Annotated in this window: 14 protein-coding genes; 5 read left to right on the top strand and 9 right to left on the bottom strand. The window is 60.5% G+C overall.

Going from position 1 to position 15,507, the window contains the following annotated elements; genetic code table 11:
• Positions 1–61: 61 nt before the first annotated feature.
• Positions 62–1,450, bottom strand: coding sequence for an argininosuccinate lyase (argH, locus tag QQG91_RS12820; RefSeq protein ID WP_285770618.1), 1,389 nt, complete (start codon positions 1,448–1,450; stop codon positions 62–64).
• Between the two features lie 13 nt (positions 1,451–1,463).
• Between argH and QQG91_RS12825 the strand changes: the two genes are divergently transcribed.
• Positions 1,464–2,033 carry a TlpA family protein disulfide reductase gene (locus QQG91_RS12825; protein WP_285770619.1) on the top strand — a complete coding sequence of 190 codons (570 nt, stop codon included), beginning with the start codon at positions 1,464–1,466 and terminating at the stop codon, positions 2,031–2,033.
• On the opposite strand, the gene QQG91_RS12830 is transcribed toward QQG91_RS12825, so the two are convergent.
• Positions 2,030–2,599 carry a YqgE/AlgH family protein gene (locus QQG91_RS12830; protein WP_285770620.1) on the bottom strand — a complete coding sequence of 190 codons (570 nt, stop codon included), beginning with the start codon at positions 2,597–2,599 and terminating at the stop codon, positions 2,030–2,032. The two genes, QQG91_RS12825 and QQG91_RS12830, sit on opposite strands and share 4 nt — an antisense overlap.
• A gap of 105 nt (positions 2,600–2,704) precedes the next feature.
• On the opposite strand from QQG91_RS12830, the gene QQG91_RS12835 reads away from it, so the two are divergent.
• A complete protein-coding gene (locus tag QQG91_RS12835) occupies positions 2,705–3,499 on the top strand; it encodes a protein-disulfide reductase DsbD domain-containing protein (RefSeq protein WP_285770621.1) in 795 nt (264 codons plus the stop codon).
• Here QQG91_RS12835 and QQG91_RS12840 read toward each other — a convergent pair.
• The 4 genes from QQG91_RS12840 to QQG91_RS12855 all read right to left on the bottom strand — a co-directional run bounded on the left by QQG91_RS12840 (position 3,487) and on the right by QQG91_RS12855 (position 9,776).
• Complete coding sequence (locus QQG91_RS12840; RefSeq protein WP_285770622.1) at positions 3,487–6,861, bottom strand: efflux RND transporter permease subunit; 3,375 nt, start codon at positions 6,859–6,861, stop codon at positions 3,487–3,489. The genes QQG91_RS12835 and QQG91_RS12840 overlap by 13 nt on opposite strands.
• A gap of 3 nt (positions 6,862–6,864) precedes the next feature.
• Positions 6,865–8,343 carry an efflux RND transporter periplasmic adaptor subunit gene (locus tag QQG91_RS12845; RefSeq protein WP_285770623.1) on the bottom strand — a complete coding sequence of 493 codons (1,479 nt, stop codon included), beginning with the start codon at positions 8,341–8,343 and terminating at the stop codon, positions 6,865–6,867.
• An 81-nt stretch (positions 8,344–8,424) separates the two neighbouring features.
• A complete protein-coding gene (gene moaB / locus QQG91_RS12850; RefSeq protein WP_285770624.1) occupies positions 8,425–8,967 on the bottom strand; it encodes a molybdenum cofactor biosynthesis protein B in 543 nt (180 codons plus the stop codon).
• 23 nt (positions 8,968–8,990) lie between these two features.
• Entirely contained in the window at positions 8,991–9,776 is a 786-nt protein-coding gene (locus QQG91_RS12855; protein WP_285770625.1) for a uracil-DNA glycosylase, read from the bottom strand.
• Between the two features lie 119 nt (positions 9,777–9,895).
• On the opposite strand from QQG91_RS12855, the gene QQG91_RS12860 reads away from it, so the two are divergent.
• The 3 genes from QQG91_RS12860 to plsY are packed head-to-tail and all read left to right on the top strand — an operon-like array spanning position 9,896 to position 12,782.
• Positions 9,896–10,864, top strand: a complete 969-nt coding sequence (locus QQG91_RS12860; protein ID WP_285770626.1) for an aspartate carbamoyltransferase catalytic subunit — start codon at positions 9,896–9,898, stop codon at positions 10,862–10,864.
• Positions 10,865–10,878: 14 nt separating this feature from the next.
• Positions 10,879–12,174, top strand: a complete 1,296-nt coding sequence (gene pyrC, locus QQG91_RS12865; protein ID WP_285770627.1) for a dihydroorotase — start codon at positions 10,879–10,881, stop codon at positions 12,172–12,174.
• A complete protein-coding gene (gene plsY / locus QQG91_RS12870; RefSeq protein WP_502881577.1) occupies positions 12,174–12,782 on the top strand; it encodes a glycerol-3-phosphate 1-O-acyltransferase PlsY in 609 nt (202 codons plus the stop codon). Before pyrC ends, plsY begins: the two co-directional genes overlap by 1 nt.
• A gap of 39 nt (positions 12,783–12,821) precedes the next feature.
• Here the strand turns inward: plsY and QQG91_RS12875 are convergent, their stop codons facing one another.
• From QQG91_RS12875 to QQG91_RS12885, 3 genes are all read right to left on the bottom strand, one after another.
• Positions 12,822–14,192, bottom strand: coding sequence for a glutamate--cysteine ligase (locus QQG91_RS12875; RefSeq protein WP_285770628.1), 1,371 nt, complete (start codon positions 14,190–14,192; stop codon positions 12,822–12,824).
• Positions 14,193–14,253: 61 nt separating this feature from the next.
• Positions 14,254–14,775 (bottom strand): hypothetical protein, encoded by a 522-nt coding sequence (locus tag QQG91_RS12880; protein ID WP_285770629.1) that lies wholly within the window; start codon positions 14,773–14,775, stop codon positions 14,254–14,256.
• Entirely contained in the window at positions 14,775–15,497 is a 723-nt protein-coding gene (locus QQG91_RS12885) for a 16S rRNA (uracil(1498)-N(3))-methyltransferase (protein ID WP_285770630.1), read from the bottom strand. Before QQG91_RS12885 ends, QQG91_RS12880 begins: the two co-directional genes overlap by 1 nt.
• Positions 15,498–15,507: the final 10 nt, after the last annotated feature.

Here is a 15,507-nt window from a genome sequence, read left to right on the forward strand (position 1 = left end):
ACGGGCGGCCCAGCCACGCCGCAGCCCGCAAGAGAAAGCGTCAGAACGATCAGAGCGAGTTTCAAGCCAGCGCCTCTTTCCAGCGTGCGATCTGTTCACGCACGCGCTGGGGCGAGGTTCCACCATAAGACATGCGCGAGGCAACAGAATTCTCGACGCCGAGCACGTCGAAGACTTCGGCTTTGATGTCGGCGTGCACGGACTGCATCTCTTCGAGCGTCAGATCGGGGAGATCACAGCCTTTGGCTTCGGCCTTGGCAACAAGCGCGCCCGTGACGTGGTGCGCATCGCGGAAGGGAAGCCCAAGCTCGCGCACCAGCCAATCTGCAAGATCGGTCGCGGTCGAGAAGCCAGAGGCAGCAGCCTTGCGCAGGTTGTCGCGCTGGGGCGTCATCGTCTCGACCATGCCCGTCATTGCGGCGAGCGAGAGAAGAAGGTTATCGGCAGCGTCGAACACCTGTTCTTTGTCTTCCTGCATGTCCTTGGAATAGGTGAGCGGAAGACCCTTCATCACGGTGAGAAGCGCGACATTCGCCCCGAGGATACGGCCGATTTTGGCGCGGATCAGTTCGGCGGCATCGGGGTTCTTTTTCTGCGGCATGATCGACGAGCCCGTCGACCATTGGTCCGACATGGCGACAAAGCGGAACTGGGCCGAGGACCAGATCACCAGCTCTTCGGCAAAGCGGCTCAGGTGCATGGCGCAGATGGTCGAAGCAGCAAGGAATTCGAGCGCAAAGTCACGATCCGAGGTCGAATCGAGCGAGTTCGCTGTCGGGCGGTCGAAACCCAGAGCCTCGGCGGTCATGTGACGGTCGATCGGGAAGCCCGTGCCCGCAAGAGCGGCAGCACCCAGCGGCGATTCGTTCATCCGGCGGCGGGCATCGGCAAAGCGCGAGCGGTCACGGCTCAGCATTTCGACATAGGCGAGCATGTGGTGGCCCCAAGTGACGGGCTGGGCGACCTGCAGGTGCGTAAAGCCCGGCATGACCCAATCGGCGCCTGCTTCGGCCTGAACCAGCAGCGCTTTCATCAACCCTTGGAGTGCGGCATCGACCACGTCGCATTGTTCGCGCACCCAAAGGCGAAAATCGACCGCGACCTGATCGTTACGGCTTCGCGCGGTGTGCAAACGGCCCGCAGGTTCCCCGATGAGCGTCTTGAGTCGGGCCTCGACGTTCATATGGATGTCTTCGAGAGCGGTGGAGAATTCGAAATTCCCTGCTTCAATCTCTGACAATATGGTGAGGAGGCCTTCCCGAATGGCTTCGGCATCTTTATCCGTAATGATGCCTGTCGCAGCGAGCATCGCGGCATGGGCCCTCGATCCGGCAATGTCCTGAGGAGCGAGGCGTTTGTCATAGCCGATCGACGCATTGATGGCTTCCATGATTGCGTCCGGTCCGGCGGCAAAGCGCCCTCCCCACATTTCGTTCGAGGTCTTGGTCATAGTCGGAGGTCCCATGCTGGATTTGAACGGGCGTAAAATTAGGTCTGCGTTGCTTTATACGGCCCTCGCGGTTCTTGCAAACACTGCACAGGCCGAAACACCCGATATTGCGGCTTTGCGCTCGGGCGATATGGCCAAGCTTGCGGTGCATGCCGAACCGATGGCGGCATCCGATGTGGCCTTCGAGACTTTCGACGGCAAAGAGATTACGCTTGCCGCATTCGAGGGGAAAATCACGCTGGTGAATTTCTGGGCGACATGGTGCGCGCCATGCCGTGAAGAGATGCCGTCGCTTTCCGCACTTCAAAGCGAGCTCGGCGGCGAGGACTTTGAAGTTGTGACCATTGCCACGGGGCGCAATGCACCCGCCGCAATCGAGCGATTCCTTGAAGAGATCGGGGCTGCGAACCTTCCCAAACACACCGACCGCAAGCAGCAGCTTTCGCGGGCGATGGGGGTGCTCGGGCTTCCGATTACGGTGATCCTTGATCGAGAAGGCAACGAGATCGCCCGCCTTCAGGGCGATGCCGACTGGAACAGCGACAGCGCCAAGGCCATCATGAAGGCGCTGATCGCGGGTTAAGCGTGACCCGCAGTTGACGACAGGGTCAATGGATCGACGCCGAGAAGTTTGAGCGCGGCGGTCCATTTATGTTCGTTGGCGCGGCCGAAGATAATGTCTTCGCGTGCCTCGCTCGTGAGCCAGCCGTTGTCGAGAATTTCACTCTCGAGCTGACCAGGCCCCCAGCCCGAATAGCCAAGCGCCATAAACGACTGCGCGGGTCCCTGCCCCGCAGCCATATCCGCAAGAACATCCGTGGTCGCGGTCATAGAGGTGCCAGCGTCGACTTCGAGCGTTCCCGCCTCGGACTGGTATTCCGAGGAATGCAGGACAAAGCCGCGCCCCGTCTCGACCGGTCCACCGAAATGCACGCGGATGTCGCGATAGCTTTCGCCCAGCGGGATTTCGAGCTGTTCCAGCAGATCGGAAAAACGGAGTTCGGGCGCGGGCTTATTGACGATCAGCCCCATAGCGCCTTCGTCCGAATGGGCACAAACATAGATCACGGCCTGCGAAAAACGGGGGTCCCCCATTCCCGGCATGGCGATCAGAAGCTTGCCCGCGAGGTTCGAAGAAAATGGTTTCATAGTCTAGATGATGTGCTTCAATCAGGTGCGGTTCAAGGGCAACCTTTCAAAGAGGTCGCCTGAACGTGACTTTCCAATGCCCGCCGTAAGGGTAAATTGGCGGTCATGAAGAGACTCGCTTTATTCGCCTCCGTTTTGATCACCTTGGGACTCCCTGCTTTGGCGGAAGGAGATATTGCGCGGCCCGAACTCCTTGCGGGGTGGCGCGGTGCGAACGGCACCCATATCGCCGCGCTTCGGATCGATCTTGCGCCCGAATGGAAGACCTATTGGCGCGCCCCGGGCGAAGCGGGGGTTCCGCCGCACTTCGACTGGAGCGGTTCCGAAAACATCGCAAGCATCACCCCCGTCTGGCCGACCCCCGAGGTTTTCGAACTCAACGGGATGCAGACCATCGGGTATAAGGACGGGCTTGTCCTTCCGCTTATGGTCACTCTGAACGATCCGTCCAAAGAGGCGCGCATCGCGGGGAACATCGAGCTTGGCGTGTGCAAGGATATTTGCATGCCGATCAGCTTTGGCGTGGATACGCTGCTTCCGTCCAAGGGCGAGCGTGTGCCTGCAATCGTTTCCGCCATGGTGGATCGTCCGCTTTCGGCCGAGGAAGCGAACGTGGGGCGCGTTGTGTGCAGAGTGCGTCCGACCGAGGATGGACTTGCCGTCGAGACCATAATCGAAATGAAGGCGCTCGGCCCCGATGAAACCGTGGTGATCGAGACCCATGCCCCCGACGATTGGGTCACCGAGGCCGTGACCACCCGTTCGGGCAATACACTCGTCAGTCTTGCCGAGATCCTCCCTATGGGGCAATCCCCGCTCAGCTTCGACAGATCGGGCGCGACCATTACCGTGCTGGCAAGCGGTCACGCCGTCGAGATCAAAGGCTGTCAGGCGGATTGATCCTTGGATCGGGTCAGATAGGCCGCAACCAGATAGATCCCCACCAGAAGCCCCGCAAAGACCGCAGCAAAAAGCGCGACCGAAACCGCGAGATTGGTCGGCAAAGCCGGAACAAGGGGCACACCTGCCAAGACCGGAACCACCAGAAGCGCAAAGAGAGCAACGCCCATAACCGCAGCGATGGCCGAAGGCACAAAGAGACGCTTTTCACGGGTGCGCAGCGCACGCTTTGCCGAGAGAATATGGCGGCGAATGTCGTCCTGCACGGCGATCAGGGACGGAACCACCACGAGAACCATCACCATCCCGAAGCTGAGACCATAAACAAGCGTTACGACGGTGGGCTTGAGGAATTCCGCTTGGCTCGAGCCTTCGTAAAGTAAGGGCGCAAGGCCGAGCACCGTGGTCGCAGTGGTCAGCAAGACGGCGCGAAGGCGATCGCTCACCCCGTCGATGATGGCGGGGCGAAGACCCCGTTCTTTGCCGTATTCGTCAATCGTCGTCACGAGCACGATAGAGTCGTTGATCACGATCCCGACCATCCCGAGAAGTCCGACAACGGTGAACATGCTCATCGGAATGCCCCATGCGTTATGGCCCCAGATCGTCCCCACGAGCGAGAAGGGAATAATGGACATCACGACAAGCGGGCGCGTCCAGCTTGCGAAAATCCACGCGAGCGTGAGGTAGATCCCCACGAGGATAAAGGTCAGCCCCAGTTTGGCATCATTAAGGAAATCGGCCTCTTGCTGGCGTAGCCCGCCGTAGGCGGTGCCGATCCCGAAGCGGCTTTCGATATCGGGGAGGATTTCAGCCGAAATAAGGTCTTTGATCTCGTTGGCGCGGTCGGCGTTTTCATCGTCCAGATCGCCCGAGACCGAGATTTGCATGATCCCGTTTTCGCGGATGACCGACGAAAAGCCCGTGCGGCGCTCGACCGAGACGATGTCGGCGAGAGGGACATAGAGACCGCTGGGCGAACGCAATTCCATCCGTTCGAGGAAATCGGCGCTAAGTTCATCATCGGGAAGCTGCACACGGATCGACGCAGAGCGCGTGCCTTCGGGATAGCTTGCCGCTTCGATACCCGCGAGACGGCGGCGCAGTTCGGAACCCAGATCGTCGATGGCAAACCCGAGCGCCTCGCCCTGCGGGGTGAGGTTCAGGATCAATTCCTCTTTGTCATACGACAGCGAATCTTCCAGCCCCGAGATTTCGGGGAATTGCACGAGCGCGGTTTTCAGAGCTTCGGCTGCGGCTTTGAGGGTATCGGCATCGGCACCCGAGAGATCGATCTGGAGCGAGTTGCCCCCAGGTCCTGCACCCCAGCTGCGAAAGCTCACCGTTTCGGCCATGGGATGGTTACGCACCGATTGCTGAAGCTCGGAGACGAATTCGTTCGACGTATAGGGGCGTAGGTCGGGCTCGATCAGTTCGATGGAAATCGAGCCGATTTGATAGCTTTCTTTGCTGTCGGTCCCGCTCAGGCCCCGCCCCGAGGTGCCGCCGATCTGGGTGACGACATACTCGATGGGGTTGAGGCCATGCTCGGCCTCGTATTTCGCACCGAGATCTTTGGCAGCGCGCTGCAATTCGGCCATCATCGCCATCGAGTCTTCGCGCGTGGCGGCGGGGAGCATCGCAAAATTGCCGCTGATCTGGCCCTGTTCGGGCGAGGAGAAGAAACGCCACTGCACGTCGCCCTTGATGAATAGCGAAAGCTGAGTCGTAAGCAGGAGAACCGATGCGGCCAAGACGGGATAGCGGAGCTGTAACACCAGCGCGATGAAGGGGCGGAAAAGCGTGGTTCGCACCCAGAGAAAACCTGTGTTCACAAGGCGGGACGGCACGTCATACCAATGGTCGTTGCGCGTGGTTCTGACCGAATGCGACAGGTGGTTCGGAAGGATCAGGAAACACTCGATCAAACTTGCGGTCAGAACAGTGATGACCGTAAAGGGAATATCTTCGATCAGATCGCCGAAGCGCCCGCCGACGATGGCAAGACCGTAGAAGGCGATATTGGTCGTGATGGTTGCCGAAAACACAGGGCCGAACATGCGGCGCGCGGCATTCTCCGAGGCCGTTGCACCGCTCTCGCCCAAGGTGCGGCTCCGAAAGTCGGCGTGTTCACCGACGACTATGGCGTCATCAACCACGATCCCGAGCGTGATGATCAGCGCAAAGAGTGAGATCATGTTGATCGTCAAGCCCGCCCAATACATGAGCGCCACAGCCGCAAGCATGGACACGGGGATGCCCGCAGCCACCCAGAACGCCGTCCGCGCATTCAGGAACAGGAACAGCAGCAAGAGCACGAGGGCGAGGCCCTGAAGCCCGTTTTCAAGCAGAATCTCGAGCCGCCCCGTGATCTGTTCGGCGCGGGTGTTGATCAGATCGACGCTGACCCCCGATGGAAGGGTCGCCTGATATTCGGTTGCGACATCCTGCACCGCCTCTTGCAGACCGATGGCATCGCCTTGGGCACCGCGCACAACACTGATCTGGATCGCGGCATTCTCACCGACAAAGAAGGCGCGGTCGCGGTCGGGACCTTCGACGGTGATCGAAGCAACATCCCCGATCGTCAGCTTGGACCCATCCGCGTTGGTGCGCAGGACAATGGCGTTGATTTCGTCCGCGCTGCGCTTTTCGCTGCCCGCCCGCACACGCGAGGACCCAGCGACATCGCCGACCGGATTGGTGTCCACTTCGGCAGCAATCGCAGCGGCAATCTGGGCCATGGTCACATCATATTGGCGCAGCGAAAGCGACGTCACCTCGACCACGGTCTCGGGGGCCGCGACGCCGAGGATGGTGGTGCGCGTCACGCCTTTGGCGAAGAGGCGCGCGACCATCTCGTCGGCAAAGCGGCTGAGTTGGTCCACGCCGACGGGGCCTGTGATGACGACATCGGTGACACCGTCCGACCAGCCGCTTCGGCGGATCACGGGATCGTCAGACCCTTCTGGAAGGGTGTTCGCCCCGTCCAAGGCGTCTTGGACGTCCTTGGCAGCGGTCTCCATGTCGTAGCCTGTCTCGAATTCGAGCGTGATCGAGGCGCGGCCTTCGGAGGAACGGGCAGAGGTGCTTGTCACACCTTCGACACCGAGAAGGATCGGATCGAGAACCTGAACGATTGCGGTGTCCACATCTTCGGCCCCTGCTCCGTCCCAAGCGACCGAGACACTGATGCGATCCACAATGACATCGGGAAAGAATTGGGCCCGCATTTTGGGATAGGCATAGAGCCCCGCGGCCACCATGAGCACGAGCAAAAGGTTGGCGGCCGTGCGGTGTCGGGTGAAATAGGAGAGAATACCGCCGAAGCCGCGATTGAGAAGCTCTGATCCCGTGGCCATGGCTTAGCCTCCCATCCGCTGTTCAAGTCGGTTGACGGTCTCGACAGGGACGTCTTCGGCCTCGAGCTGGGTGAGAATGCGGGTCTTGGCCTCGTCGGGCATGCGGCTTTGCTTGACGAATTCAACGAGCTTGGCCTTGCGCTCGGCGTCGAGTTTGATCGTGTCGCCGGATGCGGTTTCGGGGGCGGCAGCGGGTCGCGCAGGTGCGGGCGCGGCTTCGCCTGCGGCCTGAACCTTGAGACCTGCTCCGAGGAGGGGCGAGCGTTCGGCAACGATTTTCGCACCGACTACATCCCCCGCGTCGATGATCACGCTCTCGCCTTGGCGGCGGCGCAGGGTGACGGAGGCGAGGGAAAGGCGGCTGTCTTCGCCGATCACAAGGACCGTGCCATCCGCGCCAAGAGCAGAGGCGGGAATGCTGGCCACGTTCTCAAGCGCGGGTTCGATGATCTCGACCGTGACAAAATCACCGACGCGGAAACCGGGGGCTTCCTCCAAAGCGGCAAAGAGCACTCGGCCCGTCTGACCGTCTCCGACAGAGGCGCTTTCGCGGGTGATTTTGCCCGCCGCGACCAGAGAGACATCCGCCACATCGATCGTAACCTTGACGTCGCCTTTGATCAGATCGCCGTTCTCGTCGATGAGGCGGAGGTATTGCGCCGTCGAGACACGGAATTCGACCTCGAGCGCTTTGGGGTCGATCAGTTGGGCGAGTTGTTCATTGGCGGTCACGCGGCCCCCGCGCAATGTTCCGACCTCGGCCAATGTGCCATCAAAGAGCGCGGTGACGGTGGTGTCGGCCAGCGTGCGCTCGGCTTCGTCGAGATTGAGCTTTGCGCGGGCAAGGTTGGTGCGGGCCTGATCGACGCGGGCTTCGGCCTGGGCTGCGGATTGGCGCGAATTGAGGAGTGAGGCTTGGGCGGCGGAGGAAGACAGCTCTGCGGCTTCGACGGCAGCAGCAGTGCCCGCCCCGCGCGCCAAAAGATCACGGGCACGGGCCAAAGCGGTTTCGCGCAGATCGAATTGCTCCTGCGCCGCGCTGAGGCTGTCGTTCGCAAGGACAAGGGCCCGTTCCGCATCGCGAAGCTCGGCCTCGGCATCCTGAAGATCTGCCTTGGCCCGTGTGAGGGCGAATTCGGCGTCCACGGGATCAATGCGCAACAGCTGCTGCCCTGCGGTGACGGTGCCGCCGTCGATAAAGTCATCGGAGGTTTCAAGGACCGTGCCGCCGATGGCCGCGCGGATCGCAAGCGTGCGGCGCGACTTCACTTCACCGAAGACAGTCAGAACGGGTTCGATGGTGGCGGGCGTGATCTCGACCACATTCACGGTCGAGACGCGCTCGCGTTGGGGGAAGCTTCTCGGTTCCTGATTCATGCGCTCCTGAACAGCGAGCCGCACGGTATTGCCAGCAACCGCCAAGAGCACCAGCGTCATTGCCAGAAGAAAGATACCCGTGAGGCTTCGACGTAGAAAACGCATGCGTACAACTCCCAATACCTGCGCAAAGAGTTAAACCTCTTTGGCGCGCAGTCCATACCAAGAGTGATACGCGGTCCCGCCCTATTTCCGTCGCTTATGTTCTTCGAGACGGGGGAAAATCTCGACAAAGTTACAAGGACGGTGCCGATAGTCGAGCTGATAGGCCAGAATTTCGTCCCATGCGTCCTTGCAGGCACCCGAACTTCCCGGAAGTGCAAAGAGATAGGTGCCGCCCGCGACCCCGCCCGTCGCACGGCTCTGGACGGCGCTGGTGCCGATTTTCTGCATCGAAACAATCGTAAAGACGGTGCCGAAGGCGTCGATTTCCTTTTCATAGACATCGCGGTGCGCTTCGACGGTCACATCGCGGCCCGTGAGCCCCGTGCCCCCTGTGGAAATGACGACATCAATCGCGGGATCGGCGACCCACTCGCGCAGTTTGGCGGCGATGACGTCGCGCTCGTCTTTGACGATCTCGCGCGCTGCCAGCTTATGTCCTGCATCGGTCAGGCGCTGAACGAGCGTGTCGCCCGATTTGTCCTCGGCCAGAGACCGCGTGTCGCTCACGGTGAGGATGGCGATGCGCACGGGAATGAATTCTTTGGTTTCGTCGATTCTGCTCATGTTCGTGTCTCTTTCACGGTCGGTCAGCGGTCGAGGCGCGCCTTGATGGCAAGAAGATCCGCCCAAGCCTCGCGTTTGAACATCGCGTCGGACATGATCCTCTCGGGGGAATACATCGGCATCGCGGGGACGCCCGCAACTTCGGCCCATTGACCGCGAATGCGCGCAACGGCGGTCTGACCCAGAAGGATCGACGAGGCGGAGCTTCCCATCACCACGACGACTTCGGGCTTGGCCAGTGCGATATGCGCTTCGAGAAACGGAAGGGCCATCGCGCTCTCGGCGGCATTGGGCGCGCGATCCATGGGCGTGCACCAAGGCAGGATCGGCACAAGATAGAGCGCGTTCATCATATCGGGCGTCGTGCGGGACAGCCCGATAGCCCCGAACATGCGGTCGACAAAGCCGCCCATCCCACCCGACAGATACCGTCCTTCGCGATCATCATCGCGGCGCGGCGGATCGCCGATCACCATGACGCGGGCTTCGGGACGACCTTCGGCAAAAAGATAGCTGCGCGTACCGCGTTTGATCTCGAAATGCTCGAAACCTGCCAGCGCTTCGGACAGATCCTCGAGCGAGCCGACCGACATTGCGGCGGCGCGGGCTTCGGCAGCAGTGTCGATCTCGACCTGCACGGGGATCGGTGGCGGGCCGGATTTCTTGGGCGTTACGGGGGCTTCGGCCTTTTTCATCTCGGCCAGCGCATAGCGATCCAGCGGCGCATCGAGGATTGCCTCGTCCGCACCCATTTCGATCTGCCATTCGAGCAGAGCCTTGGCTGTCCAATAATCGACCTGAGATTCCATAGGCGCACCTTAGGCGGTATTTTCACAAATGTGCAGTGCCCTTGTCACATCTCCGTCTGCGCCCTTGCCGCAGTCGGCACGCCTTCTTATAAGCCAGAAAAATCGGACCGGAGGACGCTATGACTTTTCGCGCAAACCACCTGCTTGGGATCGAACACCTCCGACAAGACGAGATTACGACGGTTCTCGATCTCGCCGACCGTTACGCCGACGACAACAGGAACGGCGTCCAGCACAAAGACGTGCTGGCGGGGCTGACCCAGATCAACATGTTCTTTGAGAACTCGACCCGCACACAGGCGAGTTTCGAGCTTGCCGGAAAACGTCTTGGTGCCGATGTGATGAGCATGGCGATGGCACAATCGAGCGTGAAAAAGGGCGAAACCCTGATCGACACCGCCTTGACGCTGAATGCCATGCATCCCGATCTTTTGGTCGTGCGCCATGGCTCGTCGGGGGCTGTGGACCTTCTTTCGCAAAAGGTGAACTGCGCGGTTCTCAACGCAGGTGACGGCCGACATGAACACCCGACGCAGGCGCTTCTTGATGCGCTGACCATCCGCCGCGCCAAGGGTCGCCTTCACCGTCTGTCCATCGCGATTTGCGGCGACATCGCGCATAGCCGCGTGGCCCGCTCAAACATCCTTTTGCTGGGCAAGATGGAGAACCGCGTACGGCTTATCGCGCCGCCGACCCTGATGCCGTCGGGCGTGTCGGAGTTCGGCGTCGAAGTCTTTGACAATATGGCCGAGGGGCTCAAGGATGTGGATGTGGTCATGATGCTCCGCCTCCAGAAGGAACGGATGGACGGCGGTTTCATCCCCTCGGAACGGGAATACTTCCACCGCTACGGGCTTGATGCCGCCAAGCTTGCTCTTGCGAAAGAAGACGCGATCGTCATGCATCCCGGCCCGATGAACCGCGGGGTCGAGATCGACGGCACAATCGCCGACGACATCAACCGCTCGGTGATCCAGACGCAGGTGGAAATGGGCGTTGCCGTGCGGATGGCCGCAATGGACCTTTTGGCGCGAAACCTTCGGGCACGGCGGGCCGAAGCGCGCGCGACCCAAGGCAAAATGGTTTGAAGGGGAAAAGACCAATGAACGATATTCTTTTCACCAACGCCCGTCTCATTGATCCAGTGACACTTCAGGATGTCAAAGGCGCTTTGGTCGTCAAAGACGGGGTGATCGTTGCCACTGTGACCGAAGCCCTTGATACGGTCGCGGCGAACTATCCCGCGCGCGACGTTATCGATTGCGGCGGTATGTGTCTTGCACCTGGGATCGTCGATATCGGCGTCAAAGTGTCCGAACCGGGTGAGCGGCACAAGGAAAGCTTCCGCTCAGCAGGCCGCGCTGCGGCGGCGGGCGGTGTGACCACGATCATCACGCGTCCCGATACGCTCCCCTCGATCGATACGCCCGAAACGCTCGAATTCGTGGCCCGCCGTGCGGCAACCGATACTGCCGTTCGTGTTTTGCCGATGGCCGCCCTTACCAAGGGGCGCGAAGGCCGCGAGATGACCGAAATCGGGTTCCTGATGGACGCGGGCGCGGTTGCCTTTACCGATTGCGACCATGTTGTTGCCGACACCAAGGTCTATTCCCGTGCGCTGACCTATGCACGCTCGCTCGGTGCTCTGGTCATCGGTCACGTGCAGGAGCCGATCCTTTCCAAGGGCGCGTCCGTCACCTCGGGCAAATTCGCCTCGCTGCGCGGGTTGCCCGGCGTGAGTGCGATGGCAGAGCGCATGGGGCTAGATCGCGATATTTCCCTTCTTGAGATGACCGGCGCGAAATACCACGCGGACCAGATCACCACCGCGCGCGCGCTTCCCGCTCTGGAACGGGCAAAGCGCAACGGGCTGGATATTACGGCAGGCGTCGGCATCCACCACCTGACGCTCAATGAATTCGACGTTGCGGACTATCGCACCTTCTTCAAGCTCAAGCCCCCGCTTCGCAGTGAAGACGACCGTATCGCGGTGATCGAAGCGGTCAAATCGGGGCTGATCGATATCATCTGTTCGATGCACACCCCGCAGGACGAAGAGAGCAAGCGCTTGCCCTTTGAAGAAGCGGCAAGCGGAGCTGTCGGGCTCGAAACACTTCTTCCTGCGGCGCTGCGCCTTTACCATTCGGGAATGCTAACGCTGCCTGAATTGTTCCGCGCAATGTCACTTAACCCGTCGCGCAGGCTCGGGCTTGCGACGGGACGGCTCTTGGACGGTGCGCCTGCGGACCTTATTCTCTTTGATCCTGATGCGCCTTTCATCATGGACCGCTTCAAGCTCCAGTCGAAATCCAAAAATACCCCCTTTGACGGCGCGCGACTTGAGGGCAAAGTGCATGGGACGTGGGTCGCAGGAACCCGCATTTTTGGAGGCGCATAATGCCCGAAATCCTTAGCTCCCCCCTCGCGCTCGCGGTCTGGGCCGCCCTCGGCTATCTTTTGGGGTCGGTGCCCTTTGGTGTTCTCATCGCCAAGACGATGAACCTTGGGGACCTTCGCAAGATCGGGTCGGGCAACATCGGCGCGACCAATGTCTTGCGCACGGGGAATAAGCTGGCTGCGTTTCTGACGCTGGTGCTCGATGGCGGCAAAGGGGCAGTCGCGGTTTTGATCGCGCGGGCCTTTGCACTTGAAGATGCCGTTATGCTTGCGGGGTTTGCCTCGTTCCTCGGCCACTGTTTCCCCGTTTGGCTCGGGTTCAAGGGCGGCAAGGGCGTTGCGACCTTTATCGGCCTGTCGCTTGCTGCGGCTTGGCCTGTCGGGCTTCTCGTCTGCGCCACATGGCTCGTCGTGGCCTTTACCCTTCGCTATTCCTCGCTCTCGGCTTTGACCGCGGCGGCGCTTTCGCCCGTTTTTGCCTATGTCACGGGATATGCGGAAATGACGGTGCTGTTCATCGCGCTTGCGGTGCTCATCTATGTCAGGCACGCCCAGAATATTTCGCGGCTCCTTGCGGGGCAGGAAAGCAAGATCGGCAAAAAGGGCTGATCCAACGAAAAAGGCCGGCGAAACCGCCGGCCTTTCGCTTTAGTAGCTGTAGGGTTTGTAGATCTTGGTCAGATCTCCGCCCCAATCCCCGTGGTAATGCTCCAACAGCTCGTCCGCAGGCGTCTTGCCACTGTCGAGGCTATCCTTGAGCGCAGAGAGGAAATGCGTTTCGTCGGGAACAAGACCACCGGCACCGGGTTTGGCGCGCGCCTTGAGACCGCTTTCGGAAATCGCGACAACCTCGCGAGCGAGATCAAGCATCTTGATGCCGTTGACGTTGGCATGGAGACCTTGTTCGGAGGCGGCAACGCGCAGCGCTTCGCGGGTTTCCGCATCCCAGCCTTTGACGAGATCCCAGGCCGCATCGAGTGCTGACTGGTCATAGGTCAGGCCGACCCAGAACGCGGGCAGCGCACAAAGACGTCGCCACGGGCCACCGTCTGCACCGCGCATTTCGATGAACTGCTTGATGCGGGCTTCGGGGAATACGGTCGTGAGATGGTCGGCCCAATCCGAGAGCGTCGGCGTTTCACCGGGGAGCGCGGGAAGCTGGCCCTTGAGGAAATCGCGGAACGACTGGCCCAGAGCATTGATGTATTTGCCGTCGCGATAGACGAAATACATCGGCACATCGAGCACCCATTCGACCCAGCGCTCGAAGCCCATGCCGTCTTCAAACACCCAAGGCAGCATCCCCGTGCGCGAGGCATCAAGGTCGCGCCAGATGCGCGAACGCCACGACTTGTGGCCGTTCGGCTTGCCGTCGAAGAAGGGCGAATTGGCAAAGAGCGCGGTCGCAACAGGCTGAAGCGCCAGAGCGACACGCAGTTTCTGGACCATGTCCGCTTCGGACGAGAAGTCGAGGTTCACCTGAACCGTGCAGGTGCGATACATCATCTGTTTGCCGTGGGTGCCGACACGATCCATGTAATCGGTCATGAGGGCATAGCGGCCCTTGGGCATCACGGGCATTTCTTCGTGCGACCAGATCGGAGCCGCGCCGAGACCGATAAAGCCGACACCGATTTCATCGGCGATCTCTTTGACCTCGCGCAGGTGAGAGTTCACCTCGTCGCATGTCTGGTGGATCGTTTCGAGAGGCGCACCGGACAGCTCGAGCTGACCACCGGGTTCGAGGCTGACGTTGGCACCGTCCTTTTTGAGGCCGATGATGTTGTCGCCTTCGAGAACGGGCGCCCAACCGAAGCGGTGCTGCAACCCTTCGAGCATCGCTTTGATCGAGCGGGGGCCGTCATAGGGAAGCGGTCTGAGGGTGTCTTTGCAGTAGCCGAACTTTTCATGCTCGGTGCCGATACGCCAATCTTCTTTGGGCTTGCACCCATTGGCGAGGTATTCGGCGAGTTGTTCGTGACGCTCGATCGGGCCGCCGCCTGACTGTGGAATGGACATTGGGGCCTCGATACTGAAGTGCCGTTGTATTTGGTTGGTTAGAGGTGGAGCGTTCTGAGGGTCAAGTCAAGGGATCGACGGGAACAGAATTCGATCTTGTCCAAACGGTTGTCATATGATCCCCGCTCTTCTCGATCGCGCCCCCGACATTTCCAAGATCGAAACCATCCAGCGCCCCGAAGGCATCGACAAGCCCCTCTGCCCCACGCGCGGTATAGGGGATAAGAAGCACGCTTCCGAAAATATCGCGGATACGCCAGAAAAGCGCTTCTGACCGCTGGCCCACCTCGATTTTCGAAAGATCATTGATCGAGAGGGAGCCACCCCAGTTCGCGGTGAGAAAGGTGATCCGTCTTTCGTCGATCTCGACCACGCCTTCGGCCTCGGCGCTGCCGCGCCGGAGCCTGCCACGTCGAAAACCGTCGATGGCGAGAGCGGCACCAAAGAGGGCAAGCACCCCCGTGAGATAGCGCAAAACACCGGGAATCGAGAGCGTCCAATAGAGCATCAGGACCGCCAGACAGCCGCCGATGATCGCTTGGGCATAGCGCGCCAAGAATGCTTTGGCTTCGGGACGGATCATCAGGACCAATCCCCCAGGACCTGCTGCCAGACGGTCATCGCCGCAACGGCAGCAGTATCCGCCCGAAGGATTCGGGGGCCGAGACTGACGGGATGCGCAAAGGGGAGAGCGCGGAGCCTTGTTCTCTCGGTTTCGGAAAAGCCGCCCTCGGGACCGATGAGAATCGCCCATGGCGCCTTGTCGAGCTTGGTCAGCGCTTGGGCAGCACCGACCAAGGCTTCGTCGCAGAACATCAGCTGGCGGTCTTGGGGCCAGTGATCGAGCAGTTTGCCGAGCCTTTGGATGTCGTCCACCTGTGGAACAAAGGTGCCGCCGCATTGCTCGGCCGCCTCGACGGCATGGGCCTGCAACCGTTCCTGATTGATACGGCCCGAGTTGGTGAATTCGGTCTGGACGGGAATGATCCGCGCAGCCCCCATTTCGGTGGCTTTTTCGACGATAAAATCGGTGCGCTCTTTCTTGATCGGAGCAAAGACCAGCCAAAGATCGGGAGGAAGCTGAAGCGGACGGGTCAGGGCGGTGCATTCCAGAACGCCGTTCTTCTTGCTGGCCTGAACGATTGTTGCGTCCCATTCGCCGTCTTGGCCGTTGAAGAGCGAAAGAACTCCGCCGATTTCCAGCCGCATCACACCAAAAAGATAATGCGCCTGCTCTTTGGTGAGAGAGACGGTTTGCCCTTGGGCCAAGGGTTGATTTACATAGAGCCGAACTTTGGATGCCATGAGACAACAA

The sequence above is a fragment of the Marivivens sp. LCG002 genome (assembly GCF_030264275.1).
GTDB lineage: Bacteria > Pseudomonadota > Alphaproteobacteria > Rhodobacterales > Rhodobacteraceae > Marivivens.